General features: G+C 70.5%; 27 protein-coding genes and 3 tRNA genes. 19 read left to right on the top strand and 11 right to left on the bottom strand.

Going from position 1 to position 26111, the window contains the following annotated elements; all coding sequences use genetic code 11:
- Positions 1 to 42: 42 nt before the first annotated feature.
- From OG520_RS16485 to OG520_RS16465, 5 genes are all read right to left on the bottom strand, one after another.
- A complete protein-coding gene (locus tag OG520_RS16485; RefSeq protein ID WP_406013650.1) occupies positions 43 to 1101 on the bottom strand; it encodes a 2-oxoacid:ferredoxin oxidoreductase subunit beta in 1059 nt (352 codons plus the stop codon).
- Entirely contained in the window at positions 1094 to 3049 is a 1956-nt protein-coding gene (locus tag OG520_RS16480) for a 2-oxoacid:acceptor oxidoreductase subunit alpha (protein WP_406013649.1), read from the bottom strand. Before OG520_RS16480 ends, OG520_RS16485 begins: the two co-directional genes overlap by 8 nt.
- Before the next feature lie 322 nt (positions 3050 to 3371).
- Positions 3372 to 4046, bottom strand: coding sequence for a response regulator transcription factor (locus OG520_RS16475; protein ID WP_323180027.1), 675 nt, complete (start codon positions 4044 to 4046; stop codon positions 3372 to 3374).
- Between the two features lie 122 nt (positions 4047 to 4168).
- Positions 4169 to 5524 (bottom strand): sensor histidine kinase, encoded by a 1356-nt coding sequence (locus tag OG520_RS16470; RefSeq protein ID WP_406013648.1) that lies wholly within the window; start codon positions 5522 to 5524, stop codon positions 4169 to 4171.
- A gap of 296 nt (positions 5525 to 5820) precedes the next feature.
- Positions 5821 to 7038, bottom strand: a complete 1218-nt coding sequence (locus tag OG520_RS16465) for a sensor histidine kinase (protein ID WP_406013647.1) — start codon at positions 7036 to 7038, stop codon at positions 5821 to 5823.
- 170 nt (positions 7039 to 7208) lie between these two features.
- Between OG520_RS16465 and OG520_RS16460 the strand changes: the two genes are divergently transcribed.
- The 12 genes from OG520_RS16460 (at position 7209) to htpX (ending at position 18991) form a co-directional block, all read left to right on the top strand.
- Positions 7209 to 7610, top strand: a complete 402-nt coding sequence (locus tag OG520_RS16460; RefSeq protein ID WP_189544080.1) for an NADH-quinone oxidoreductase subunit A — start codon at positions 7209 to 7211, stop codon at positions 7608 to 7610.
- On the top strand, positions 7601 to 8254 hold the full coding sequence (locus tag OG520_RS16455) for an NADH-quinone oxidoreductase subunit B (protein ID WP_399327089.1): 654 nt from the start codon (positions 7601 to 7603) through the stop codon (positions 8252 to 8254). Before OG520_RS16460 ends, OG520_RS16455 begins: the two co-directional genes overlap by 10 nt.
- Positions 8251 to 9585 carry an NADH-quinone oxidoreductase subunit C gene (locus OG520_RS16450; RefSeq protein WP_406013646.1) on the top strand — a complete coding sequence of 445 codons (1335 nt, stop codon included), beginning with the start codon at positions 8251 to 8253 and terminating at the stop codon, positions 9583 to 9585. Before OG520_RS16455 ends, OG520_RS16450 begins: the two co-directional genes overlap by 4 nt.
- The gene (locus OG520_RS16445; protein WP_406013645.1) at positions 9582 to 10550 is read left to right on the top strand and encodes an NADH-quinone oxidoreductase subunit H; all 969 of its coding nucleotides are present in this window, start codon (positions 9582 to 9584) and stop codon (positions 10548 to 10550) included. Before OG520_RS16450 ends, OG520_RS16445 begins: the two co-directional genes overlap by 4 nt.
- A complete protein-coding gene (locus OG520_RS16440; RefSeq protein WP_406013644.1) occupies positions 10550 to 11149 on the top strand; it encodes a NuoI/complex I 23 kDa subunit family protein in 600 nt (199 codons plus the stop codon). The genes OG520_RS16445 and OG520_RS16440 overlap by 1 nt, the downstream gene beginning before the upstream one ends.
- Entirely contained in the window at positions 11146 to 11736 is a 591-nt protein-coding gene (locus OG520_RS16435; RefSeq protein WP_406013643.1) for an NADH-quinone oxidoreductase subunit J, read from the top strand. The genes OG520_RS16440 and OG520_RS16435 overlap by 4 nt, the downstream gene beginning before the upstream one ends.
- Entirely contained in the window at positions 11736 to 12137 is a 402-nt protein-coding gene (gene nuoK, locus OG520_RS16430; RefSeq protein WP_399327098.1) for an NADH-quinone oxidoreductase subunit NuoK, read from the top strand. The genes OG520_RS16435 and nuoK overlap by 1 nt, the downstream gene beginning before the upstream one ends.
- A complete protein-coding gene (locus OG520_RS16425) occupies positions 12134 to 14179 on the top strand; it encodes an NADH-quinone oxidoreductase subunit L (RefSeq protein WP_399327100.1) in 2046 nt (681 codons plus the stop codon). The genes nuoK and OG520_RS16425 overlap by 4 nt, the downstream gene beginning before the upstream one ends.
- Positions 14180 to 14206: 27 nt before the next feature.
- Positions 14207 to 15754, top strand: coding sequence for a NuoM family protein (locus OG520_RS16420; RefSeq protein ID WP_399327769.1), 1548 nt, complete (start codon positions 14207 to 14209; stop codon positions 15752 to 15754).
- Complete coding sequence (locus OG520_RS16415; RefSeq protein WP_399327102.1) at positions 15751 to 17361, top strand: NADH-quinone oxidoreductase subunit N; 1611 nt, start codon at positions 15751 to 15753, stop codon at positions 17359 to 17361. Before OG520_RS16420 ends, OG520_RS16415 begins: the two co-directional genes overlap by 4 nt.
- Positions 17362 to 17455: 94 nt before the next feature.
- Positions 17456 to 17911, top strand: a complete 456-nt coding sequence (locus OG520_RS16410; RefSeq protein ID WP_399327104.1) for an MscL family protein — start codon at positions 17456 to 17458, stop codon at positions 17909 to 17911.
- A 216-nt stretch (positions 17912 to 18127) separates the two neighbouring features.
- A complete protein-coding gene (htpX, locus tag OG520_RS16405; protein WP_406013642.1) occupies positions 18128 to 18991 on the top strand; it encodes a zinc metalloprotease HtpX in 864 nt (287 codons plus the stop codon).
- Between the two features lie 242 nt (positions 18992 to 19233).
- Here htpX and OG520_RS16400 read toward each other — a convergent pair whose 3' ends face one another.
- On the bottom strand, positions 19234 to 19635 hold the full coding sequence (locus tag OG520_RS16400; protein ID WP_266415560.1) for a YccF domain-containing protein: 402 nt from the start codon (positions 19633 to 19635) through the stop codon (positions 19234 to 19236).
- A 172-nt stretch (positions 19636 to 19807) separates the two neighbouring features.
- Between OG520_RS16400 and OG520_RS16395 the strand changes: the two genes are divergently transcribed.
- Together OG520_RS16395 and OG520_RS16390 are read left to right on the top strand one after the other, a co-directional pair.
- A complete protein-coding gene (locus tag OG520_RS16395) occupies positions 19808 to 20047 on the top strand; it encodes a hypothetical protein (protein ID WP_399327106.1) in 240 nt (79 codons plus the stop codon).
- A 106-nt stretch (positions 20048 to 20153) separates the two neighbouring features.
- Positions 20154 to 20426 (top strand): GlsB/YeaQ/YmgE family stress response membrane protein, encoded by a 273-nt coding sequence (locus OG520_RS16390; RefSeq protein WP_406013641.1) that lies wholly within the window; start codon positions 20154 to 20156, stop codon positions 20424 to 20426.
- Here OG520_RS16390 and OG520_RS16385 read toward each other — a convergent pair.
- The 3 genes from OG520_RS16385 to OG520_RS16375 all read right to left on the bottom strand — a co-directional run bounded on the left by OG520_RS16385 (position 20387) and on the right by OG520_RS16375 (position 22250).
- The gene (locus tag OG520_RS16385; protein ID WP_399327110.1) at positions 20387 to 21100 is read right to left on the bottom strand and encodes an alpha-ketoglutarate-dependent dioxygenase AlkB family protein; all 714 of its coding nucleotides are present in this window, start codon (positions 21098 to 21100) and stop codon (positions 20387 to 20389) included. The genes OG520_RS16390 and OG520_RS16385 overlap by 40 nt on opposite strands.
- 1 nt (position 21101) lies before the next feature.
- Positions 21102 to 21602, bottom strand: coding sequence for a methylated-DNA--[protein]-cysteine S-methyltransferase (locus OG520_RS16380; protein WP_406013640.1), 501 nt, complete (start codon positions 21600 to 21602; stop codon positions 21102 to 21104).
- 159 nt (positions 21603 to 21761) lie between these two features.
- A complete protein-coding gene (locus tag OG520_RS16375; RefSeq protein ID WP_399327114.1) occupies positions 21762 to 22250 on the bottom strand; it encodes a YajQ family cyclic di-GMP-binding protein in 489 nt (162 codons plus the stop codon).
- A 377-nt stretch (positions 22251 to 22627) separates the two neighbouring features.
- On the opposite strand from OG520_RS16375, the gene OG520_RS16370 reads away from it, so the two are divergent.
- Positions 22628 to 22709: transfer RNA gene (locus OG520_RS16370), tRNA-Tyr, on the top strand.
- An 88-nt stretch (positions 22710 to 22797) separates the two neighbouring features.
- Positions 22798 to 23247 carry a DUF523 domain-containing protein gene (locus OG520_RS16365; RefSeq protein ID WP_266415545.1) on the top strand — a complete coding sequence of 150 codons (450 nt, stop codon included), beginning with the start codon at positions 22798 to 22800 and terminating at the stop codon, positions 23245 to 23247.
- A 76-nt stretch (positions 23248 to 23323) separates the two neighbouring features.
- Here the strand turns inward: OG520_RS16365 and OG520_RS16360 are convergent, their stop codons facing one another.
- A complete protein-coding gene (locus OG520_RS16360) occupies positions 23324 to 23980 on the bottom strand; it encodes an SDR family oxidoreductase (protein ID WP_266415542.1) in 657 nt (218 codons plus the stop codon).
- A 34-nt stretch (positions 23981 to 24014) separates the two neighbouring features.
- Complete coding sequence (locus tag OG520_RS16355; RefSeq protein ID WP_406013639.1) at positions 24015 to 25316, bottom strand: amidohydrolase family protein; 1302 nt, start codon at positions 25314 to 25316, stop codon at positions 24015 to 24017.
- Between the two features lie 302 nt (positions 25317 to 25618).
- Here OG520_RS16355 and OG520_RS16350 point away from each other — a divergent pair.
- The 3 genes from OG520_RS16350 (at position 25619) to rpmG (ending at position 26063) form a co-directional block, all read left to right on the top strand.
- Positions 25619 to 25691: transfer RNA gene (locus OG520_RS16350), tRNA-Thr, on the top strand.
- A gap of 45 nt (positions 25692 to 25736) precedes the next feature.
- Positions 25737 to 25809 (top strand) — tRNA-Met (locus OG520_RS16345).
- An 89-nt stretch (positions 25810 to 25898) separates the two neighbouring features.
- Positions 25899 to 26063 carry a 50S ribosomal protein L33 gene (gene rpmG, locus OG520_RS16340; protein WP_003956487.1) on the top strand — a complete coding sequence of 55 codons (165 nt, stop codon included), beginning with the start codon at positions 25899 to 25901 and terminating at the stop codon, positions 26061 to 26063.
- Positions 26064 to 26111 lie beyond the last annotated feature (48 nt).

Here is a 26111-nt window from a genome sequence, read left to right as displayed (position 1 = left end):
AATTCAGCCCGTCCGGCGACGGCATGATCCAAACGAGAGGAACTAGCCGACGACGGTCCAGTTGTCGTTGCCGGCGAGGAGGGCGGCGAGGTCGCCCTTGCCGTGCTGTTCGACGGCGGTGTCGAGCTGGTCGGCCATGAGGGTGTCGTAGACGGGGCGGTCGATGTCGCGCAGGACGCCGATGGGGGTCTGGTGGAGGGTGTCGGGGTCGGCGAGGCGGGAGAGGGCGAAGGCGGTGGTCGGGGAGGCCGCGTGGGCGTCGTGTACCAGGACTTGCTGTTCGTTCTCCGGGGTGACGGTGACGACCTGGAGGTCGCCGGTGCCGGGATCGCGGACGACGCCCTTGGTGTTGTCGGTGCCGAAGCGGATGGGCTGTCCGTGTTCGAGGCGGATGACGGCGTCCTGGGCGCGTTCCTTGTCCTTGAGGGCCTCGAACGCGCCGTCGTTGAAGATGTTGCAGTTCTGGTAGATCTCCACCAGCGCCGTGCCCGGGTGGTCGGCCGCCGCGCGCAGGACACTGGTGAGGTGCTTGCGGTCGGAGTCGATGGTGCGGGCGACGAAGGATGCTTCCGCGCCGATGGCCAGGGAGACCGGGTTGAACGGGGCGTCCAGGGAGCCCATCGGCGTGGACTTGGTGATCTTGCCGACTTCGGAGGTGGGGGAGTACTGGCCCTTGGTGAGGCCGTAGATCCGGTTGTTGAACAGGAGGATCTTGAGGTTCACATTGCGGCGCAGGGCGTGGATGAGGTGGTTGCCGCCGATGGACAGGGCGTCGCCGTCGCCGGTGACGACCCAGACGGAGAGGTCGCGGCGGGAGGAGGCGAGCCCGGTGGCGATGGCCGGGGCGCGGCCGTGGATGGAGTGCATCCCGTAGGTGTTCATGTAGTACGGGAAGCGGGAGGAGCAGCCGATCCCGGAGACGAAGACGATGTTCTCCTTCGCGAGGCCGAGCTCGGGCATGAAGCCCTGGACGGCCGCGAGGACGGCATAGTCGCCGCAACCGGGGCACCAGCGGACTTCCTGGTCCGACTTGAAGTCCTTCATGGACTGCTTGGCCTCGGCCTTGGGCACCAGGTGCAGGAGCTGGTTGGCGTCAGGCATCGATGGCCTCCTTGAGTGCCGTCGCGAGCTGTTCGGCCTTGAACGGCATGCCGTTGACCTGGTTGTAGCTGCGGGCGTCGACGAGGTACTTGGCCCGGATGAGGGTGGCGAGCTGGCCGAGGTTCATCTCGGGGACGATGACCTTGTCGTAGCGCTTGAGGATGTCGCCGAGGTTGCCCGGGAAGGGGTTGAGGTTGCGCAGATGGGCCTGGGCGATGGGCTGTCCGGCCGCGCGGAGCCGGCGTACGGCGGCGGTGATGGGGCCGTAGGTGGAGCCCCAGCCCAGCACCAGGGTCCTGGCGTCGGAGGGGTCGTCGACCTGGAGGTCGGGAACCTCGATGTTGTCGATCTTGGCCTGGCGGGTGCGGACCATGAGGTCGTGGTTGGCCGGGTCGTAGGAGATGTTGCCGCTGCCGTCCTGCTTCTCGATGCCGCCGATGCGGTGTTCGAGACCAGGGGTGCCGGGCACTGCCCAGGGGCGTGCCAGGGTGTGCGGGTCGCGCTTGTAGGGCCAGAACACCTCGGTGCCGTCAGCCAGTTCATGGTTGGGGCCGTTGGCGAACCGGACCCGCAGGTCGGGCAGCTCGTCGGTCTCGGGGATCTTCCACGGTTCGGAGCCGTTGGCGAGATACCCGTCGGAGAGCAGGAAGACGGGGGTGCGGTAGATCAGGGCGATGCGGGCGGCGTCGAGCGCGGCGTCGAAGCAGTCGGCCGGGGTCCTGGGGGCCACGACCGGGACGGGGGCCTCGCCGTTGCGCCCGTACATCGCCTGGAGCAGGTCGGCCTGCTCGGTCTTGGTGGGCAGGCCGGTGGACGGGCCGCCGCGCTGGATGTCGATGACGATCAGCGGCAGTTCCAGGGAGACGGCGAGCCCGATCGTCTCCGACTTCAGCGCCACCCCGGGCCCGGAGGTGGTGGTCACGGCGAGGGATCCGCCGAACGCGGCTCCCAGCGCCGCCCCGATCCCCGCGATCTCGTCCTCCGCCTGGAAGGTCCGCACCCCGAAGTTCTTGTGCTTGCTCAGCTCGTGCAGGATGTCGGAGGCCGGAGTGATCGGGTACGAGCCCAGGTACAGCGGCAGGTCCGCCTGCCGGGACGCGGCGATCAGCCCGTACGACAGCGCGAGGTTCCCCGAGATGTTGCGGTACGTACCCGCCGGGAAGGCCTGCGAGGCGGGCGCCACCTCGTAGGAGACCGCGAAGTCCTCCGTCGTCTCCCCGAAATTCCATCCGGCCCTGAACGCCGCCACGTTCGCCTCCGCGATCTGCGGCTTCTTCGCGAACTTCGCCCGCAGGAACGCCTCGGTCCCCTCGGTCGGACGGTGATACATCCACGACAGCAGACCCAGCGCGAACATGTTCTTCGACCGCTCGGCCTCCTTGCGGGAGAGCCCGAACTCCTTCAGCGCCTCGATCGTGAGCGTCGTCAGCGGCACCGGATGCACGTGGTAGCCGTCCAGCGACCCGTCCTCCAGCGGACTGGTCGGGTAGCCGACCTTCGCCATCGGCCGCTTGGTGAACTCATCGGTGTTCACGATGATTTCCGCCCCGCGCGGCACATCGCCGATGTTCGCCTTCAACGCGGCCGGGTTCATCGCGACCAGGACGTTCGGCGCATCCCCCGGCGTGAGGATGTCGTGGTCCGCGAAATGCAGCTGGAACGAAGAAACCCCCGGCAGGGTCCCTGCGGGGGCGCGGATCTCGGCGGGAAAGTTCGGCAGCGTCGAAAGATCGTTCCCGAACGACGCGGTCTCCGAAGTGAAGCGGTCGCCGGTGAGCTGCATACCGTCTCCGGAGTCACCCGCGAAGCGGATGATCACCCGGTCGAGACGGCGGATCTCCTTCTCGCCGGCGCCCGCATGATCGGGGCGGGGGGCACGCTGTCCCCCGACGAGCGCCTCGCTGGCCTCATCGGCCTGTTCGGCTGGGCTACTGACCTGGCTGGTCACTGAACTGGACCTCCCTCGGGGCGGCGGCTCGGGTCCCGCCGGCCCGCCGACGGTCCCCATGCCCACCCTACGTCGGTAAGGGTCGCCTTCCCTGGACCGATCAAAGGGTGGACGCCATTTTGGGACGCGATTTGATACCGGTTTGTCATGTTTTGCAAGCCCCCCAGCCGTTCGATGAAGACGCTGTGCACTCATCCTTTGGTGCTAGGACCCCGATGACGTTCATCGGTACCGGTACCGGCACCCCGCCCCGGTCACCGCGGCGGCCGGGGCCGGCTCCCCGCGGTGACCTCCACCAGATATCTGACAGGGTGTCAGTTCATCAGGAGTTCAGGTAGGTCAGAACGGCCAGCACCCGGCGGTGATCCCCGTCACTGGGGGACAGTCCCAGCTTCAGGAAGATATTGCTGACGTGCTTCTCCACGGCGCCGTCGCTCACCACCAGCTGCCGGGCCACCGCGGAGTTCGTCCGCCCCTCAGCCATCAGGCCGAGCACCTCGCGCTCGCGCGGCGTCAGCCCGGCCAGGACGTCCTGTTTACGACTCCGGCCCAGCAGCTGCGCCACCACCTCCGGGTCCAGCGCCGTCCCGCCCTGCGCCACCCGGACCACCGCGTCCACGAACTCCCTGACCTCGGCGACCCGGTCCTTCAGCAGATATCCCACGCCCCGGCTGGACCCGGCCAGCAACTCGGTCGCGTACTGCTCCTCGACGTACTGCGAAAGGACCAGCACCCCGATCCCCGGATAGTCCTTCCGCAGCCGCACGGCCGCCCGCACACCCTCGTCGGTGTGGGTCGGAGGCATCCGCACATCGGCGACCACCACATCGGGCAGCGCGTCCTGCCCCGCCAGATCGCTCACCGTCTTGATCAGCGCCTCGGCGTCCCCCACTCCGGCGACGACGTCATGCCCCAGATCGGTCAGCAGCCGGGTGAGACCTTCCCGGAGCAGCACCGAATCCTCGGCGATGACTACTCGCACCCTGTCCTCCACCATGAAGCCGTATCCCCCACTGTTCGCTGGTCCCGCATCTACGGTCTCCAGCATCCCAGCATCGGCGCCCTGCTGTCGTCGGCCGCCGGGTGGACTTCAGCCGTGCTCGCCGTGCTCAGCCGTGCTCAGCCGCGCCACGGCAGCTCGGCCGTGACCCGGGTCGGGCCGCCCTGCGGGGAATCCACGACGAGGACACCGTCCACCGCCTCCAGCCGCTCGGTCAGCCCGGCGAGCCCGCTGCCCGACGACACATCGGCGCCGCCGCGCCCGTTGTCGGTGACCTGGAGCATCAGCCGGTCCGCCGCCCGCCACACATCGACCGACGCGCGGGTCGCCCGTGCGTGCTTGCTCACGTTCTGGAGCAGCTCGGAGACCGTGAAGTACGCGATGCCCTCGATCGCCTGGGCCGGCCGGGAGGCCAGGTCCACCTCGACGTTGACCGGGACGGTGCAGCGGGAGGCGATGGCGGAGAGTGCGGCGTCGAGTCCGCGGTCGGTGAGGACGGCGGGGTGGATGCCGCGGGCGAGGTCGCGCAGTTCCTGGAGGGCGACCTTGACCTCGCCGTGGGCCTCGTCGACCATGCGGGCCGCGGCTTCGGGGTCGTCGGTCAGCTTCTCCTTCGCCAGGCCCAGATCCATGGCGAGGGCGACGAGGCGGGCCTGGGCGCCGTCGTGGAGGTCGCGTTCGATGCGGCGCAGGTCGGCGGCGGCCGTGTCGACGACCACCCCCCGGTCCGACTCCAGCTCCGAGACGCGGGTCGCCAGCCGGGACGGCCCGAGCAGCCCGGCCACCATGACCCGGTCCACGCTCACCAGACCACGGATGATCCACGGCGTGACGAGGACGAACACCAGGCCGACCGCGCTGGTCAGGGCCAGTTCGACGGAGGAGTCGAGGCGGACGTCATGGGCCCGGTCGCTGTACAGCTGAATGCCGCCCTGGCCCGTGTACGCCGGGAAGACCCAGCGCCACAGCGGGTAGGTGAACGCGGTCCACCCGATGGTCCAGAACGTCACCGCGACGGAGAAGGCGAAGATCGCCCACGGCATGTGCAGCAGTGTGTAGAGCAGATGCCGCCAGGACGCCCCGCTCTTGAGCATCGCGCCCATCCAGGACATCAGGCCGCCGGTCCTGCCGCGCACCGGCGCCGGGGCCGCCACGTCCACCTTCAGCAGCCCGCGCGCCCGTGCCCGTTCCATCGCGCCGAAGCCGCGGCACATGGCCAGCGCGCCGGCCAGGATCGGAACCCCGAGGAAGGTGATCAGCATGCCGACGCCCAGCGTCGTCAGGGTGATCGAGAGGCCGAACAGGACCACGCTGATCGGCAGGCTCAGCAGCAGGTACGTGAGCTCGCGCCAGGTCCTGCCCTCGACGGGGGCGCGCAGCGCGGCAGGGAAGAAGTGCTTCACCGGGGGATGGTCCCCGAAGCCGGCTCCGGACCGCTGGTGGTCCCGAGTGTCCGGTCCGTATGCCGTGGCCATGGGTGCTGTCCGTTTCTTCTCATCTTCATCAGCGGTCTGTTGCCGTTATGACAAGGGTGCTGCCTCGCGGGCCGGCCCGCCATGAGGGGGGTATCCCTCTTCGGCCGGGGGTTTTCCCCACCATCGAGGGGTGCGTACGGCCATGCACGGGCTGTACTGGTGCGCTCGACCGGGCTGCACTGGCGGCGCTCGGGCGGGGAAGGTGGCGGTGCTCGGGCGGGCTGCACTGGCGGCGCTCGGGCAGGGAAGCTGGTGGCGCTCGACCGGGCTGCGCTGGTGGCGCTCGGCGGGGGAGGCTAGCGGCGCTCGGCCGCCCCCGTATTGCTCGGCTCCTTGTCCTTCCGCTGCTCACGGTTCCGCCAGGGCAGTTCCGCGGTGACCGTCGTGGGTCCGCCGACCGGTGAGTCGAGGACGAACAGCCCGTCGACGGCGCCCAGCCGCTCGGCCAGCCCCGCCATTCCCGTACCGCCGTCCATCCGGGCCCCGCCCCGTCCGTCGTCGGTGACCTGGAGCATCAGCCGCTCCCCGGAGCGCCACACCTCGACGGACGCCGAACGCGCCGCGCTGTGCTTGCTCACGTTCTGGAGCAGCTCGGAGACCGTGAAGTACGCGATGCCCTCGATCGCCTCCGCGGGACGCCCCGGCAGATCCACGCTCACTGCGACGGGGACGGTGCAGCGGGAGGCGATGGCGGAGAGTGCGGCGTCGAGTCCGCGGTCGGTGAGGACGGCGGGGTGGATGCCGCGGGCGAGGTCGCGCAGTTCCTGGAGGGCGACCTTGACCTCGCCGTGGGCCTCGTCGACCATGCGGGCCGCGGCTTCGGGGTCGTCGGTCAGCTTCTCCTTCGCCAGGCCGAGGCCCATGGCGAGGGCGACGAGGCGGGCCTGGGCGCCGTCGTGGAGGTCGCGTTCGATGCGGCGCAGGTCGGCGGCGGCCGTGTCGACGACCACCCCCCGGTCCGACTCCAGCTCGGCGATCCGGCGCTCCAGCTCGTCGGAGGGCGAGAGCAGCCCGCGCACCATCGACCGGTCCACGTTGCTGAGGAGCCGCGCGACATGGGGGAGCACCGGCCACAGCACGATGAGGCTCACGAGCGTCACCGCGAAGGTGAGTACGCCCCAGGGCAGCCGGATGAAGGAGTACAGCACGGTCCGCCAGCCCACCGGGTCCTTGATGCTCGACCACAGCCAGGAGAAGAACCCCTTGTCCCGGCGGGACAGATCCATCGGGCTCGGTTCGTCGATCCGCACCCCGAGCATCGCCCGCGCCCGGCCCCGCTCGGCCTTGCCGATCAGCCGCGCCCCGTGCAGCCCGAGGGCGAGCAGGGGCAGACCGATCACCGTGACCGCAAGTCCCACGCCGACAGCGATCATGACAACCGTGTAAACAAACCCGACAATGGCTATGGGGAGATTGGCCAGCAGATGGCCGATCTCCTTCCAGGTCCAACGGTCGAGGATGAGGCGGGCGGGCGGTGGCCGGTCGTTGTCCGGCACCTGGGGGCTCATGGTCATACGCCCCAGCCTGCCGGGCCGGACCGGCGCACGCCATGGGGCTCATGGGTGAGGTGAAGTAGGGATAACCCCACCCCTTGTCCGACGAGGCTGCTTACCGTCTCTTTAACAGGGCCTAGACTCCCGTGCGTACAGATCACCGGACGGATTCGAGGGAGCGAGGGGCGGACGTGGCGGACCTGCCGGAATCGACCGTTCTCGCGTCGGACTACTTCCACGGTTACTCAGTGGTCGGACTGCTCGCCGTGATCGGCGTGCTGTTCGTCGCCGTCGCCTTCGGGGCCGGCCGACTGCTGCGCCCCGTGGTCCCGACGCCGGAAAAGCTCCTGACGTACGAGTGCGGTGTGGATCCAGTGGGTGAAGGATGGGCACATACCCAGGTCCGTTATTACGTCTATGCCTTCCTGTACGTGATCTTCGCCGTCGACTCGATCTTCCTGTTTCCGTGGGCGACCGTATTCGCCGCACCCGGATACGGGGCGACGACGCTGGTCGAAATGTTCATCTTCCTCGGTTTCCTGGCCGTAGGACTGCTCTACGCATGGAAGAAGGGCGTCCTCGAATGGACGTGACCAGCCCGCAGGCCGACGAGGGATCCGAACCGCAGCCCGTGCCGACCTTCCTGCCGGAGCCCAAGCGGCTCGGCGTCCTGTCGCGCCTGGCGCCCGAGCCGATGAAGGTGGTCCTGAACTGGGGCCGCCGCTACAGCCTCTGGGTCTTCAACTTCGGGCTCGCCTGCTGCGCCATCGAATTCATCGCCGCCTCCATGGCCCGGCACGACTTCATCCGGCTCGGCGTGATCCCGTTCGCGCCCGGCCCGCGCCAGGCCGACCTCATGATCGTTTCCGGCACGGTGACGGACAAGATGGCCCCCGCGGTGAAGCGGCTGTACGAGCAGATGCCCGAGCCCAAGTACGTCATCTCCTTCGGCGCCTGTTCCAACTGCGGCGGCCCGTACTGGGACTCGTACTCCGTGACCAAGGGCGTCGACCAGATCATCCCGGTCGACGTCTACGTCCCCGGCTGCCCGCCCCGGCCGGAGGCGCTGCTCCAGGGCATTCTCAAGCTCCAGGAGAAGATCGCCCGGGAGTCGCTGGGCGAGCGGTACGCGACGGGCGGCGGCAGCCGTCCCTCCACCGCCGCCCTGCGCAGCGGCCTGGTCGCGCCCCCGCAGAACCCGGCGTCGGCCCCGGCCCCGGGGAAGGACCGCGCATGACCACCACCCCTGCCGACGCCTACGACCGGCTGCCCGACGCCGCCGCCGAGCTCTTCGGCGAGGACGCGACGGCGGAGTACGCGTACGACCTGCTGACCGTCGACGTGCCGGCCGCCGCCTGGATCGCCGCCCTCGAAACGGCCCGCGACCGGCTGGGCTGCACGTATTTCGACTGGCTGAGCGCGGTCGACGAACCGGGCACCGGCTTCCGGGTCTGCGCCCATGTCGTGGCGTTGGCCGGGGGCAAGGTCCGTCGGCTCATGATCCGTACGACCGTTCCGCACGAGGCGGCGGTCCTTCCCACCGCGATCGATGTCTACGCGGGCGCCGCCTGGCACGAGCGCGAGACGCACGAGATGTTCGGCATCGGCTTCGACGGTCACCCGCACCTGGTGCCGCTGCTGCTGCCCGAGGGCTTCGAGGGCCACCCGCTGCGCAAGGACTTCGTGCTGGCGGCGCGCGTCGCGAAGGCCTGGCCCGGCGCTAAGGAGCCGGGCGAGTCGGAGCACGGCGGCCCGAAGCGGCGCACGATGCTGCCGCCCGGCGTCCCCGACCCGAACGAATGGGGCCCTCTGAAGGGCCAGCTCCCGCCCGCCCCGTCCCGCCCGGCCCGCACCCCGCGAGCGGCGGGCGACCGCCCGGTGCGCCGCACCCGCAGCGCGAGCGAGGGCTCGGCCGCCCAGCGGACGGCAGCGGCGGCGGCGACCCCGGCCCCGGAAGCGGGTACGGGTACGGGTACGGGTACGGAAACGACACCCCGGACCACGACCCCGCGCCGTACCCGGAGCGCATCCCAGGGCTCGGCGAGCCAGCAGCCGACGAGCGGGCAGGCGGAGACAGCGGCGCCGGGGACAGGGACGGGTGCGGGGACGGAGCCGGGTACGGGCACCAGGACGGGTACGGGGACCGATACGGGGACCGATACGGGCACGGGGACCGGGGCAGCGGAGCCGAACTCCGGAACCAGCGATGCCCCGTGGCACCACGCCCGCCCGGCTTTCGACGCGAATGCGGGTGCGGGGGCGGACTCGGGTGCTCCCCAGCCGGACGGGACCATTTCGGACCCGGCCGCTCCCGGCCTTGGCGGGGCCACTCAGCCCCTCCGGCGTTTGAGGAGCGGGGGTCCGGGGGCGGAGACCCCGGTTCGGGAAGGGGCGGGTAGGGGAGAAGCCCAGCGCAGCGGCACCCCCGACGCGGACACCGGCACCGACACCGACGCCACCCCCGATACCGATACCACCCCCGCGAACCACCCCGAACCCTCGGCGCACCCGAAAACCCCAGAAACCCCAGCGACCCCCGACCCCCCCGCCGGAGGCGATACCGCGTGAACGACGTACTGGACGTCGCCCTCCGCCTCGTCATCGTCTTCGCCGTGTTCATGGTCCTCCCGCTCGTCGTCGGGCAGACCGAGCACAAGGTGATGGCCCATATGCAGGGCCGCCTCGGCCCCATGTACGCCGGCGGCTTCCACGGCTGGGCCCAGCTCGTCGCGGACGGCGTGAAGTTCGCGCAGAAGGAAGACATCGTCCCGGCCGAGGCCGACCGCCGGATCTTCCAGCTCGCGCCGGCCGTCGCGCTGCTCCCGTACCTCCTCGTACTCGTCGCCATCCCGATCGGCCCCGGCGAGGGCGCGGTCGGGGAGGTCGTCGACGCGGGCATCTTCTTCGTGCTCGCCGTCATGGGCGTAGGAGTCCTCGGCTCGCTGATGGCCGGCTGGGCGTCGGCGAACAAGTTCTCCCTCCTCGGCGGCCTCCGTACCGCCGCCCAGCTGCTCGCGTACGAGCTGCCGATGCTGCTCGCCGCCGCCTCCGTCGCGATGGCGGCCGGCACCGTCTCCCTCCCGGGCATCCTCAATGCCTTCGAGTGGTGGTGGCTGCCCTGGCAGATCGTCGGCGCGCTGGTCTTCTTCGTGGCCGGACTCGCGGAGCTGCAACGCCCGCCGTTCGACATGCCGGTCGCCGACTCGGAGATCATCTTCGGCGCGTACACCGAGTACACCGGCCTGCGCTTCGCCCTGTTCCTGCTCGCCGAGTACGCGGGCATCGTCGTCCTGTGCGGACTGACCACCGTTCTCTTCCTCGGCGGCTGGCACGGCCCGTTCGGCGCCGACGGACTCGGCTGGGTCTGGACGCTCCTCAAGACCGCGGTCCTCGCCTTCGTCGTCATCTGGCTGCGGGTGTCCTACCCCCGGCTCCGCGAGGACCAGCTGCAGAAGCTCGCCTGGACCACGCTCATCCCGCTCGCTCTCGCGCAGATCGCGCTCACCGGCATCGTGAAGGTGGCGATCAGCTGATGCCCCCGATCCCCGGCTCAGGCCTGGCCAAGGGCCTGGCCGTCACCCTGCGGACGATGACGAGGAAGACGGTCACCGCGCAGTACCCGGACGTCCAGCCCGAGCTCCCGCCCCGCTCCCGCGGCGTCATCGCGCTGTTCGAGGAGAACTGCACGGTCTGCATGCTCTGCGCCCGTGAGTGCCCCGACTGGTGCATCTACATCGACTCCCACAAGGAGACGGTGCCGGCCGCGACCCCGGGCGGCCGCGAGCGCAGCCGCAATGTCCTCGACCGCTTCGCGATCGACTTCTCGCTCTGCATGTACTGCGGTATCTGCATCGAGGTGTGCCCCTTCGACGCGCTGTTCTGGTCGCCGGAGTTCGAGTACGCGGAGACGGACATCCTCGAACTCACCCATGAGCGCGACAAGCTCCGCGCATGGATGTGGACGGTGCCGGAACCGCCGGCGCTCGACCCGGGCGCCGAGGAACCGAAGGAGATCGCCGCCGCCCGCAAGACGGCGGAGAAACTCGAAGCCCACCGCGCCCAGGAAGCCCAGCAGGCCCAGCAGGCACAGGAAACCCAGCAGAACCAGAGCGAAGCAGAGGGGGAGGAGTGACACTCGCAGTCACCGCGGCCCACTCCGCTCACACCGCCCTCGCCGCCCAGCCGGCCCACTCCGGCTTCCTCTCCCCGACCGGCATCGAGATCGCCTTCGTCCTCGTCGGCATCGCCACCTTCGGCGCGGCCCTCGTCACCGTCACGACCAAGCAGCTGGTGCATGCCGCCCTCTGGCTGGTCGTGGCGCTCGGGGGTCTCGCCGTCGAGTACCTCCTGCTCACCGCTGAGTTCATCGCCTGGGTGCAGGTACTGATCTACGTCGGTTCCGTGGTCGTCCTCCTTCTCTTCGGGCTGATGCTCACCAGGGCCCCCATCGGCCGCTCCCCGGACGCCGACTCGGGCAACCGCTGGGCGGCCCTCGCCGTGGCGGTCGCCTCCGCCGGCGCGCTCGTCTGGGTCGTGGTCGACGCCTTCCGGACCACCTGGATCGACCTGGACGGACCGGCCCGGGGCTCGACCGACGTGACCGGCTCCTTCCTCTTCCGGCACTGGGTGCTGCCGTTCGAAGCACTCTCCGTCCTGCTGCTCGCCGCCCTCGTCGGCGCGATCGTCCTGTCCCGCAAGCGCGGTAAGGAGCAGAGCTGATGCACCTCGCCTATCCCGCCGTGCTCGCCGCCCTCCTCTTCTGCACCGGGCTGTACGGAGTGCTCGCCCGTCGCAACGCGATCCTGGTCCTGATGTCCGTCGAGCTGATGCTCAACGCCGTCAACCTCAACCTGGTCGCCTTCGACGTCTGGCTCCGCGACGCCCTGCACTCCGGCCAGGCCCTCACCCTCTTCACCATCGCCATCTCGGCGGCGGAGATCGGCATCGGCCTGGCGATCGTCCTCGCCGTGTACCGCAACCGCGGCAGCTCGGACGTCGACCGCCTCCGCGACACCGCCGAGACCGACGCCGCCGAAGCCCTCCCGGACGACGAGTCCGGCACCGAAGACCAGGCCACTGCTGCGGCAGGGAAGGCAAAGAAGGCAGAGGCCACCGCGTGACCACCACGACCCTCGCCGTCCTTGTCCCCCTCCTTCCGTTCCTGGGCGCCGCGGCCGGTCTCCTGTCCGGCCCGCCCGTCTCCCGCCGCCGCCCCGAGAAGGGGCTTCGCGCGCTTCTCTTTGCCCCCGGCTTCGTACGGCCCCTCGCCGTACTGCCCACCCTCGCCGCCGCCGTCATCGCCGCCGTCGTCGCCGCACGCCAGGGCGGCGGCCGGGCCATCGACGCCGCGACCCAGCTCACCCCCACCGGCTCGGTCCCGATCGACCTCGCCCTGCACCTCGACGGCTTCGCGGTCCTCGTCGCCGTCCTGGTCGGACTCGTCGCGACGTGTGTGCAGATCTACTCGACCGCCTATCTGCGCGACGACCCCCGCTACCCCTCGTACGCCGCCCTCGTCTCCCTCTTCACCTCCGCGATGCTGCTCGTCGTCTACTCGGGCGACCTGATGGTGCTCCTGGTCGGCTGGGAGATCATGGGTATCTGCTCGTACTTCCTCGTCGGCCACTACTGGGAGACGCCCGAAGCCCGCGCCGCCTCCCTCAAGGCCTTCCTGGTCACCAAGCTCGGCGACGTCCCCTTCCTGATCGGCCTGTTCGCGCTCGCCGCCGACACCGGCACCTTCCGCATCACCGGCATCCTGGGCGCCGTCGCCAACGGCGGCCTGGACCATCCCACCCTCATCGCCCTGCTGCTCCTCGCGGGCGTCGCCGGCAAGTCGGCGCAGTTCCCCCTGCACACCTGGCTGCCCGACGCGATGGCCGGCCCCACCCCCGTCTCCGCGCTCATCCACGCCGCGACGATGGTCGCCGCCGGTATCTACTTCGTGGCCCGGCTCCTCCCCGTCTTCGCCCAGTCCGGCGCGGCGCTCGTCGTACTCGCCGTCATGGCGGCGATCACGATGATCGGCTCAGGACTCGCCGCCCTCGCCCAGGACGACATCAAGCGGGTCCTCGCCTACTCGACGATCGGCCAGCTCGGCTACATGGCCGGCGCCCTGGCCGTCGGCGACCGCGGGGCCGCCGTCTTCCACCTCCTCTCCCACGGAGCGTTCAAGGCCGTCCTCTTCCTCGCGGCCGGCGTCGTCATCCACGCCGCCGGGACCAACTCGCTGGCCGCCATGTCCCGCATGGGCGGCCTGCCGAAGCGCATCCCGGACGCCTACTGGACGATGACCGTCGCCCTGCTCGCGCTCGCCGCCATCCCTCCGTTCGCCGGCTTCTTCTCCAAGGAAGCCGTCCTCGTCGCCGCCGAGCACACCGCGCTCGGGGACCGGCACGTCGCCCCGGCCGCCGCCGGCTGGACCGTCCTCGTCGCCGGACTGCTCGCCGCCGTCCTCACCGCCGCGTATGCCACCCGCCTCTGGCTCCTCGCCTTCCGGGGCCGCGGCGCCGAGGCCCCCGACCACGGCAGGCAGCCCGTCGCGATGACCGCCGTCCTCTGGGTCCTCGCCGTCCCCACCATCGCCTTCGGACTGACCGTCGGCACGATCACCGACTGGTTCGACGGCCACAGCCTCACCCCGACCGTCACCACCGCCGTCCTCTCCACGGGCGTCGGCCTCGTCGGCGGCCTCGTCACCTACGGCGCCTGGCGCCACACCTCGGCGCTCGCCGCCCGTACCCCCGTCGGCACCGTCGTCGCCCACCCCGAAGCCGAACCCGCCCTCATCGAGGCCCAGGCCATGACGGCACACACCGCCGCCTACGGAGCCGACGGGGACGCCCCCGACCCGGCCGACCCCGGCCGCCTGCTGCTCGGCCCGCTCCACCACCATGCCGCCGCCGGCTTCCACCTCGACGCCCTGTACACGGCGCTGTTCGTCCGCCCCGTCCAGGCCGCGGCGAGCCTCGTCCGCTTCCTGGACCGCGAGGTCGTCGACACCTACGTACGCGGCTCCGGCACCGGCGCACGCTGGCTCGGCACCGCCGTCCGCCGGGCCCAGACCGGCAACGTGCAGACCTACCTCGGCGCGCTGCTCGCGGGTTCCCTGGTCCTGGTGATCGCCGCCGTCGTCTTCGCCAACACCAACGCCGGGTCGTGAGCCGTGATCGATATCAGTGAATCCGTGATGCAGTTCCTTCTCGCGTTCATCGTCGTCGTCCCGCTCGTCGGCGCCGTGGCCGCCCTGCTGCCGGCCCCGCCGGGACTGAAGGGAACCGGCCCCGACCAGGCCGTGCTCCGCCACGGCGTGACCGTCACCGGCGCGATCCTCGTCGCCGCGATCGTCCTCGCCGCGGGCTTCGACCACGACCACCCGTCGAAGATGCAGGCCACCACCGACATCAGCTGGATCCCGGCGCTCGACGTCCGCATCCATCTCGGCATCGACGGCATCTCGCTCCCCCTTCTCGTACTGACCGCGCTGCTGACCTTCCTCTGCGCGCTCTACAGCTACTTCAAGCTGCCCGCGGGCCCCTCCCCGAAGGCCTTCGTCGCTCTCCTGCTCGTCCTGGAGTCCGGCACCCTCGCGACCTTCGCCGTCCTCGACCTGCTGTTGTTCTTTCTGGCGTTCGAGATGGTGCTCATCCCGATGTACTTCCTCATCGCCCGCTGGGGCGGTGCGCAGAGGCAGGCCGCCGCCTGGAAATTCATCCTCTACACACTGCTCGGCTCGGTCGTCATGCTGCTGGGCCTGCTCCTCATCGGACTGAAGAGCGGCACCTTCGACATGGTGGCACTCGCCACTGACAACGGCCGTGGGCTCACCTCGTCCGTGCAGGTCATCGCCGTTCTGGCGATCGGCATCGGGCTCGCCGTGAAGACCCCGATGTGGCCGCTGCACAGCTGGCTGCCGGACGCCCACACCGCCGCCCCGACCGTCGGCTCGGTCCTCCTCGCGGGTGTCCTGCTGAAGATGGGCACGTACGGATTCGTCCGGATCCTGCTCCCCATCGCCCCCGACGGGATGCACACCTTCGCGCCCTACCTCGCCGCCTTCGCGGTCGTCGGCATCATCTACGGATCGCTGGCCTGCCTGGCGCTGGTCCGCCCCGGCTCCAAGGGCGACCTCAAGCGCCTGATCGCGTACTCCTCCGTCGGACACATGGGCTTCGTGCTCCTCGGCATCGCGAGCATGACGCCCACCGGAGTCAACGGCGCGCTCTTCGCCAACATCGCCCACGGCCTCATCACGGGCCTGCTGTTCTTCCTCGTCGGCGCGGTCAAGGACAGGTACGGCACCGCCGACCTCGACACCCTCTCCGGGGCCACCGGAGCCGCGCTCTACGGCCGGGCACCCCGCCTCGGCGGCCTCCTCGCCTTCGCCGCCGTCGCCTCCCTCGGCCTGCCGGGCCTCGCCGGATTCTGGGGCGAGATGCTCGCCCTGTTCGGCTCCTTCGACCCCGCCGACGGCCTCAGCCGGCCCGCCTTCCTCACCTTCATGTCGATCGCCGCGTTCGGCACCCTGCTCACCGCCGCGTACATGCTCATGGTCGTACGCCGGGTCTGCATGGGTGAGAAGCGCGAAGAGCCGCAGCTCGCCGATGTCCAGACGTACGAATTCGCCGCCTGGACCCCGCTCGTCGCGCTCACCGTCCTCGCCGGTCTGTGGCCCGCCGTCCTCCTCGGCCTCACCGACCCGGCCGTGCAGAAGCTCCTCGCAGGAGGCAAGTCGTGACCACAGCCGTCGTCACCCCGGACCTCGTCACCACCGCGGCCGAGAGCACCACCAGCCTCATCCAGTCCGTCGACTGGCTCGCGATCGCACCCCCGGTCGTCGTCGCGGCCATGGCGCTGATCGTCCTGGTCACCGACCTCTTCCTGCCCGAGCGCCGCAAACCGCTCCTCGGCGCGCTGACCATCACCGGGCTCGTCGCCGCCCTGGCCCTCCTCGTCCCGCTGCGCGACGGCGACCGCTCCACCTTCTGCCTCAACGCGGCGGCCACCGGATCCGGCTCCGCCGACGCCTGCAGCTACACCGCCGACCACTTCGCCCTGGTCATCCAGGCCCTCGTGCTCGGCGGCGCCCTGCTCACCGCCCTGCTCTCGCTCGGCGACACCCGCAAGCTCCCCGCCGGCGAGTTCTGGTTCCTGCTGCTGTCCTCCGCGTCCGGCGCCGCACTGCTGCCCGCCGCCCGCGATCTCGCCACCCTCGTCGTCGCCCTCGAAGTCGCCTCGCTGCCCGCCTTCGCGCTCGTCGGCATCAAGCGCGGCGACCGGCGGTCCTCCGAGGCCGCCCTGAAGTTCTTCCTCTCCTCCGTCGTCGCGACCGCCGTCATGCTGCTCGGCGTCAGCTTCGTGTACGCGACCACCGGCACCCTGCACCTCACCGAGATCGCCGCCCGGCTCGACGACGTACCCGGTCAGCTCGACACCCTCGCCAAGGCGGGCGTCGCCCTCACCCTGGTCGGCTTCGCGTTCAAGACGGCCGCCGCGCCCTTCCACTTCTGGGTTCCCGACACGTACATCGGCGCCCCCCTGCCGATCGCCGCCTACCTCTCGGTCGTCGGCAAGGCGGTCGGCTTCTCCGGCCTCATCCTCGTCACCGTGGTCGCGTTCCCGGCGTACGCCGATGTCTGGGGACCGGCCCTCGCCGTCATCGCCGCGCTCACCATGACGATCGGCAACGTCGCCGCCCTGCGCCAGAACGCCGGCCGGGCACGCAGCGCCGTGCGCCTGCTCGCCTGGTCGTCCGTCGCCCAGGCCGGCTACCTGCTGGTGCCGATCGCCGCCGCCGCGTACTCCAGCGACGAGCACATCGGCTCCACCGTCGCGTACGCCCTCATGTACGCCGTCGTGAACCTCGGGGCCTTCGCGGTCGCCGCCCTGGTCGCCCGTACCAGCCCCGGCAACCGGATCACCGACTACCGCGGCCTGTACGCCACCCGCCCCCTCGCCGCCCTGGCGATGGCCTTCTTCCTGCTCTGCCTGGCGGGCCTGCCGCCCGGCATCATCGGCCTCTTCGCCAAGGTCACGGTCTTCTCCGCGGCCGTCGACGCCGGACTCGGCTGGCTCGCCGTCGTCATGGCCGTCAACGTCGTGATCGCGCTCTACTACTACCTGCAGTGGACCGCGACGCTCTTCCGCGCCCCGGAGGAGGCTGCGGAAGGAGCCCCGGCGGCGGCCCGCGACGAGACCCCGGCGGACGGCTCCGCACCCGCCCCCACCAGGCACGGAGCCCCGGCCTCCCTCACTGTCGCGATCACGCTCACCGCCGTGGCCGGTGTGGTGCTCTCAGGCGCTCCGCAGACAGTCCTCAGGTTCGCCGCCGTCAATCTCTTCTGACATACCGAAGATCGGTTTGCCCGGGACGGCCCGTACAGGGCAAGGTCTTGCCCGCACACCCCCCACACATACGCATTTCAGAGGAGCAAGAGCAGTGCTGAACGGGTTCAAGGACTTCATCCTGCGCGGAAACGTCATCTCCATGGCCATCGGGCTGGCCGTCGGAGCAGCGTTCACCGCGGTCGTCACCGGCTTCAGCACGGCCTTCATCACCCCACTGATCGGCCTCGCCACCGGTTCCGTCGGAGACTTCAGCTCGGCGGAGTTCTCGGTCGAGGGCGCGATCTTCCCGTACGGGAAGTTCCTGGCCGCCGCCATCGCGTTCCTGATCACCGCCGCGGTCCTCTACTTCGGCGTCGTGGTTCCCATGGCGAAGGTCCAGAACCGTTTCGCCAAGACGGAGAAGGTCGACATCAAGGCGGCCCTGCGCGACTGCCCCCGCTGCTACACCGAGATCCCGGCCATCGCCTCCCGCTGCGCCCACTGCACCAGCGAGATCAAGCCGGACCCCGAGGCCCTCGCGGTCGCCGGCCTCCCCGCCCAGCGCTGAGCCACCGGGCACCGGACCGGTACGCGCACAGCCACTGACCCGTACGGCCCAGAGCCTGATCCGGCCCGCAAGTGCCGGACAGGCCCTGCCCTGCGGCGGCGCGCACAAGGGAACTAGCTCCTCTCGCCTCGCGTTGACCTGTACGGGAGGCTCCACTGGGGGAGTGGAGACCACCAAGCAGAGGGTTCCCCTGCCGCACCATTTGGAGGGCGTACCGTGCACCGCCGGCACAACGGGCTGAGAACCGCCGTACTCCTCGGGGGACTGTCCGCACTCATCATCGTCATCGGAAGCTTCTTCGGACGTACGGGCCTGATCGTCGCGCTCCTCGTAGCCGTCGGCACCAACGCCTACGCGTACTGGAACAGCGACAAGCTGGCGCTCAGGGCCATGCGGGCCCGCCCCGTCAGCGAGTTCGAGGCACCACAGCTCTACCGCATGGTCCGCGAGCTCTCCACCGCCGCCCGCCAGCCCATGCCCCGGCTCTACATCTCCCCGACGCAGGCCCCCAACGCCTTCGCCACCGGGCGCAATCCGCGCAACGCCGCGGTCTGCTGCACCGAAGGCATCCTGCAGATCCTGGACGAGCGGGAGCTGCGCGGCGTACTGGGACACGAGCTGAGCCATGTCTACAACCGCGACATCCTGATCTCGTCCGTCGCCGGAGCGCTCGCCTCCGTCGTCATGTTCCTGGTCAACTTCGCCTGGCTGATCCCGGTGGGCCGGTCCAACGACGACGACGGACCCGGGATCCTCGGGATGCTGATGATCATGATCCTAGGCCCCATCGCGGCGTCCGTCATCCAGCTGGCTGTCAGCCGCTCCCGTGAGTACGAGGCGGACGCCTCCGGTGCCCAGCTGACCGGCGACCCGCTGGCCCTGGCCAGTGCCCTGCGCAAGCTCGACGCAGGAACGAAACAGCTCCCGCTCCCCTCGGAGCCGAGGATCGAGACCGCGAGCCACATGATGATCGCGAATCCGTTCCGCCCCGGCCAGGGCATGTCCAAACTCTTCTCGACGCATCCGCCCATGGCGGAGCGCATCGCCCGGCTGGAGCAGATGGCGGGCCCCCGCCCCTGAGAGGCTGTCGGGTGACCTCGGACCGGGCGGCCACGCCCTGGCACGCACGCTTCCCGCGTTGTCGTCGGTCGACGACGCTCCGCGTCGCCTCCCTCCTTCGCCTTGGAATCGCACGCACCAGACCGCGTCCGCTTTTCCGATCCGAGGTCACCCGACAGCCTCTGAGAGGCTGTCGGGACTCCATCGCCGCACCAGCTCACGCGAGCGGCCCCGGACGAGAAGTCCGGGGCCGCTCGGAGCGATCAGCGGGCGCCGAAGGCCTCGTCGCTCGGGACCACCTCGCGGCCCAGCGGCATCAGCGAGATGGGGATCATCTTCAGGTTCGCCCAGCCGAAGGGGATACCGATGATCGACACGAACAGCGGGATGCTGGTGATCAGGTGCCCCAGCGCGAGCCACCACCCGGCGAAGACGAGCCAGATCACATTGCCGACGCAGGACGGCGCACCCGCGTCGGGCCGCTCCACGGTCGTCCGCCCGAACGGCCACAGCACGTATCCGGCGATCCTCAGGGACGCGATGCCGAACGGGATCGTCACGATCAGCACGAAGCAGATGATCGCGGCGACGAGGTAGCCGAGGGCCATCCAGAACCCGCAGAGCACCACCCACAGGATGTTCAGGATCAGCTGTATGAGCTTCATGGTCACTCGCCTTCCGAGGGTTTTGCCCGTCGTCGCTCTGCATGGTCAGTATCAGCCCCGGTCACGGACAGCAGTAACCGGAACGGGCCCGTGGAGTGACGAGGAGCGCAGGCGGACAGCCCGTAGCCCCGCGGTCCCGCCCACTGTCAGTGCCGTCATTCACCATGAACGCATGAACGACACCGAGCAGTTGCTCGCAGCCGCGGAGAAGACCGCCCGCACCGCCTCGCGCCGGGAGAGGCACCTCCTCCTGCCGGACGCCGATGGGCCGGGGCACACCTGGTACGCGGACCAGCCCGACCTCGCCCGGCGGCTCGGCGGCTGGCTGGACGGCACCGCGTGGTACTCCGAGGAGTCCGAGGACGAAACGGCCGATCCGGCGCCCTGGCCGGAGTTCAGCGCCCGCACCTGACCCATGGGCGGCCGGGGCGCCGCCCGCTCATGGAGCGCGCAGGCAACCACGTCACAGGCACGGGCGTCTTGGATTTCAGAAACGAGTGACGGGTAGGTTCGCACGCATGAGCATTATCGGATGGATCATTCTCGGACTGGTGGCCGGAGTCATCGCCAAGGTCCTGCTACCGGGCCGCGACCCGGGCGGCCTGGTCGGCACCACCCTCATAGGCGTCGTCGGCGCCTTCCTCGGCGGCTGGATATCGTCGCGCTTCCTCGACCGCCCCATCGACAACGACTTCTTCGACACGGCCACTTGGATCGCCGCCATCGGCGGTTCGCTGGTCCTGCTGATCCTCTACCGGCTGCTGTTCGGGAACTCCCGCGAACGCCGCTGACGCCCGTCCGTGCCGAAGGCGCCCAATCCGGTCTCGCGCAGGGTCACATTGAGCCGGCCGCGGCTCATCCCCGTCGCGGGATCGGCGGTCCCGGGGCAGACCTTCGGCACGCCGTGGAACGCGAAACGTGACGGCCCGCCGAACACGAACAGATCGCCCGAGGCCAACTCCACGTCCGTGTAGGGCTTTCCGCGGTTCTCCGTGTTGCCGAAGCGGAAGACGCAGGTGTCGCCGATGCTGAGCGACACCACCGGAGCGCCGGACCGCTCCTCCTTGTCCTGGTGCATGCCCATCCGCGCCGCCCCGTCGTAGAAGTTGATGAGCGCGGTGTCCGGCGCGTACGTCCGTACCGGACTCTCGTCCCCGTACGCCGCGGTCAGCGCCTCGCGCCCCAACGCCGCCAGCCAGTCGGGGAATTCGGCCACCCGCGCGCCGTTCACATCGTCGGCCGTGCGCGAATACCGGTACGGCTGCCAGTGCCACCCCACGCAGACCGTCTGCACGGACATCACCCCGCCGCCCGGCAGGACCGTGTGCCGCAGGGGCACGGGCCCGCGCGCCCATTCCCGGCAGGCCGCCACCAGCTCCCGCCGGCGCTCCGGCGACAGCCACTCCGGCACATGCACGGCTCCCGGCGCGACGACGGTACGAGGCCTCGGGAAGAGTCCGGACATCTCAACGCACCGCCAGGGCGCCTTCCAGCCCCAGGAGCCGCTCCTTGCGCTCCACGCCGCCCGCGTAACCCCGCAGCGCCCCGTCCGCGCCGATCACCCGATGGCACGGCCGCACGACCAGCAGCGGATTGCGCCCGATCGCCGTCCCCACGGCGCGTACCCCCGCGCCCGGGGTGCCGACGCGTTCGGCGATCTGCCCGTAGGACACGGTCTCCCCGTACGGGACGGTGTCCAGGGCGGCCCACACCCGGCGCTGGAAGTCGGTGCCCACGCCGTCCGCGTACACGATGTCGAAGCGGGTCAGCCGCCCCGCGAAGTACTCCCGCAGCTGAGCGGCGATCCCCGCGAAGGCCTCCGGGGCGTGGATCCACCCGTCCTGGACGACCGCGGCGCCCTTCTGGCCGGGCAGCGAGAGCGAGGCGAGCGCCACCCCGCCGGTGGTCTCCTCGCCGACCAGCAGCAGTTCACCCAGCGGGCTGTCGACCGTTGCGTACATGGTCATGACTCGTCCCTTTCCTGCACGTCATGCCGGGATTCGACTGGATCGTCGCCCGACATGGACAAGTCTGCGTTCCTCGCTCCGGCGTGACCGGCGGTTTTCGGACATCGCGCCCCGGGTGCGGAGCGGAGCGTCCCGCTCCGCACACCGAAGGGGCGAAACCTACCGGTAGTTCACGAACTGCACGGCGAAGTCGAAGTCCTGGCCCTTCAGCAGCGCCTGCACGGCCTGCAGATCGTCCCGGCTCTTCGAGCTGACCCGCAGCTCATCGCCCTGGACCTGCGCCTTGACGCCCTTCGGGCCCTCGTCGCGAATGACCTTCGCCACCTTCTTGGCGTTCTCCTGGGAGATGCCCTCCTCGATCGTGGCGAAGATCTTGTACTCCTTGCCGGACAGTTGCGGCTCGCCCGCGTCCAGCGACTTCAGCGAGATGCCGCGCTTGATCAGCTTGGACTGGAAGATGTCGAGGATCGCCTTGACCCGCTCCTCGCCGTTCGCCTCCATCAGGATCTTCTCGCCGGACCAGGAGATCGAGGCGCCGGTGCCCTTGAAGTCGTAACGCTGCGAGATTTCCTTGGCGGCCTGGTTGAGGGCGTTGTCGACCTCCTGCCGCTCGACCTTCGAGACGATGTCGAAACTGGAGTCGGCCATGACGTGTGGCTCCTTGTATAGGGGGTTCGGAAACGGGGTGCATACGGGCGGCGGCGGGCCTGCCGGCCCCGCGTCGCCGATCAAAGCCTAAGGGCTGTCCCGTAATCCCCGGCGGGCGTGCGGCATCAGCTACGGCACCTCGCCGCGTTGTCGGAACGCCCGGATACATCCAGTATTCGGGCATCCCTCCGCCTTTGCGGCGCACCGCATCCGACGCCGCACGCTGATCCATCAGGGATTACGGGACAGCCCTTGGCCACCCGCGCCCGAGCGGGCCGCTGATCAATCGGGTGGCGAAGCACCCCTGGGCATCGGGTATCGTTTACGTCGTTGCCACGGAGCACCGCCGAAAAGCGGTTCTCACGGCAGCAATCCCTGGCGGTGTGCCCGAGTGGCCAAAGGGAGCAGACTGTAAATCTGCCGGCTCAGCCTACCCAGGTTCGAACCCTGGCGCCGCCACATGGTAAGGCCCCTGTCTCAGACAGGGGCCTTCTTTGTTTGCTGCTGCGAGGCCGCGAGACCGTACGACCGCGAAAGGGCCGTGAACATGGAATCCGTACTGGTCAGCGCCTGTCTGCAGGGCGTGCCCTGCCGCTTCGACGGCCGCGGCAAGGCCTCCGCCGCGGTGACCGCGGCCATCGGCGACCGACGCCCCGTGGCCTTCTGTCCCGAGGTCTCCGCCGGACTGCCCACCCCGCGCCGCCCCGCCGAGATCACCGGCGGCGACGGCCACGACGTGCTGGACGGCCGCGCCCGCGTTGTCGACGACACCGGGCACGACGTGACGGAGGAGTTCGTGGACGGCGCGGAAAGGGCGCTGGAGGCCGCGCGCCGGACCGGGTGCACCGAGGCGCTGCTGATGGCGCGCAGCCCTTCCTGCGGGCGCGGAACGGTCTATGACGGTACGTTCACGGGCGAGCTCCGCGAGGGCGACGGCGTCACCGCCGCGCTGCTGGAGCGCCACGGCATCGCCGTCCGCCCGGCACCGGGCGCCTGAGAGGCTGTCGCCCGGGAAGCCCGCGCGGCCGGGTCCGACGCCCCGCGGCGCCGGACGGCCGCCCCGGCCCGCCCGGTCAGTTCCCCGCGATGTCCTTGACCGCGACCGCCACCGGCACGTTCCCCGAGATGAGCTCCAGCGTCAGCCCCGCCGTCGCCGGGGTCTCCAGCAGCTCCAGCAGCGCCGCCGCCACGTCGTCGCGCGGCACCGGCCCGCGACCGGTCGACGCGGTCAGCAGGACCGTCCCCTTGCCCGCGTCGTTCGTCAGCATGCCGGGGCGCAGGATCGTCCAGTCGAGCGCGGCCCTGGAGCGCACGTACGCGTCCGCCGCGCCCTTGGCCCGCAGATACGCGTCGAAGACCTCGTCGCCCGGGTGGTCGGGGTCGGCGCCCATCGAAGAGACCACGACGTAGCGCCGTACGCCCGCCCGTTCCGCCGCGTCCGCGAACAGCACCGCCGCCCCGCGATCCACCGTCTCCTTGCGTGCCGAGCCGCTGTCCGGGCCCGCACCGGCCGCGAAGACCGCCGCGTCGGCGCCGCGCAGCACCTGCGCCACCTCCTCCACGGAGGCGGATTCGAGATCCAGGACGACCGGCTCGGCACCCGCCGCCCGGAGGTCCTCGCCCTGGTCCGGATTGCGGATCACGCCCACGGCTTCGTCCCCGCGCGCGGCGAGCAGCCGCTCCAGCCGCAGTGCGATCTGACCATGTCCACCTGCGATGACAATGCGCATGGTCACGACCGTACGCCGCGACGGCCCGCCGCGCTCAGGGCCCGCCGCAGGTACCGGAATCCGGTCTCTCCTGGTGGGGCAGGCCGAGGGCGACGACGGTCTCGGAGTCGCCGTACTCGCGCACCGCGCTCGTCCGCGCCACCACCCGCCCGCGATGCACCACGATCCGGCTGTAGGCGAGCGAGAGCGCGCCCGGGAGCTGCTCCCCGCGCACGGCGAGCAGCTCGGCCGGGAAGCCCGCCTCGACCCTGACGCCGGGCAGCCCCGTCGCCGCCCTGGCCACCGAGGACACCGCCTCGTACGCCTCCGTGGCCGGCAGCCCGTGCTGCGAGGCCAGCAGATAGGCGGCCTCCAGCGGATCGCCGCGGCCCACGGGGTTCGCGATGTCCCGCAGCGCCCCGCTGCCCGCCGCGACCCGCACCCCGGCCGCCCGCAGCAGCCGCACGGGCGCGGTGCCCCGGCCCTCCGTGCCGCAGCAGCCGCCCTGCGGGAGGCAGATCACCGTCACCCCGGCCGCGGCCAGCTGGTCGGCGGCGCGGGCGGCGGCCTGCGGGGGGAGCAGGGAGAGGCCGGCGCACGGGCCGAGGGAGACGCCGGGCCGCAGCCCGCCGGCCATGGCGGCCAGCCGGCCGAGCCGGGCCGGATCGTCGCCGTCGGTGTGCAGATCGACGGGGCAGCCCTGTTCGGCGGCGACCTCCAGGACGGCTTCCGCGTACCCCGCCGGGTCCGGATCGAGGTCCGGGCAGCCGCCGACCGCACCGACCCCCATCTTCACCGCGTCGCGCAGCATGGCCAGGTTGTCGGCGCCCGCGACGCCGGTGAGCAGCCGGGGCACGGCGACGGGGGTCAGGTCGGCCAGTCCGCTCAGCGAACGGCGTGCCTGCAATACGGCTTCGAGCGAGGCGAGGCCCTGGACGTCCCCGATCCGCACGTGCGAGCGCAGCGCCGTGGCGCCGTGGCCGAGCTGCAGCAGGGCGGCCTCGATGGTGCGGCGCCGGATGTCCTCCGGGCGGTGCGACACCGGTCCCGGGGTGCCGGGACCCGTGCCGTCGGCGGTGAGCGCGGTGTCGCTGTGGGCGTGGGGTTCGGCGGGGGCGGGGAGCAGCAGATAGCCGCGCAGGTCCATCCGGGGGCCGGGTGCGGTCAGGCTGCCCGCGGTGCCGACGGCCTCGATGCGGCCGCCGCCGAGCCGTACGTCCACGACGCGGCCGTCGGTGAGACGGGCGCCGCAGAGCACCAGGCCGGCCCCGGCCGAGGTGACGGTGTCGGGGCTGCTGGACGCATCGGCCGCGTCGGCGGCGTGGTCGTCCGGCTGCCACGGCTGGCTGTCGGGCATCGCGCTCCTGGGAAATGGGGACAAGATCACGCAGAGTGAATCGAGCCTAGGGGCGTGTTCGGCCGGGTTCGAGGAGGAGCGAAATAGTCGTACCGGTGTGGCCCTGGGGATGCGTGGGGCGCGGGTGCACGATTGCGGCGGAGGGTGCCTCGCGGGGAGGCCGAGGCGCTGCTCAGGCGGCCGGCGGACGGTCTCCAGGGCTGTCGATCACGGGATCGGCGGGGTGTCGATCAAGGCCGCCGGATGGGCCTTCGAAACGGATTTGGGCGATCGGCGACAGCCGTGTAATGTCTTCATCGCTCGCCCCAATAGCTCAGTCGGTAGAGCGTCTCCATGGTAAGGAGAAGGTCTGCGGTTCGATTCCGCATTGGGGCTCTGGTGATCGGGAAACCCCGCTTCGGCGGGGGGACTCGTCATCAAAGCGGTGTAGCTCAGTCGGTAGAGCAAGCGGCTCATAATCGCTGTGTCACCGGTTCAAGTCCGGTCACCGCTACTTACGGTAGCCGATTGTGGGGTCGGTCCTTCGATCGGCTACTCTTTTTTGCGTTCATCCGTCCATCCGTCCGTCCAAGGAGCACTCACGTGGCTGCCACCGACGTCCGCCCGAAGATCACGCTGGCCTGCGTGGAGTGCAAGGAGCGGAACTACATCACCAAGAAGAACCGGCGTAACAACCCGGACCGTCTTGAGATGAAGAAGCACTGCCCGCGCTGCAACTCGCACACTGCGCACCGCGAAACGCGCTGAAACAGGCTCGTACACGAGGCCGTCCCCATTGGGGGCGGCCTCGTGTCG

It is taken from the genome of Streptomyces sp. NBC_00984 (genome assembly GCF_045162475.1).
In the GTDB taxonomy this organism is placed as follows: Bacteria; Actinomycetota; Actinomycetes; order Streptomycetales; family Streptomycetaceae; genus Streptomyces.
The sequence above is the reverse complement of the archived record's forward strand: the minus strand, read 5'-3'. Positions and strand labels throughout refer to the sequence as shown.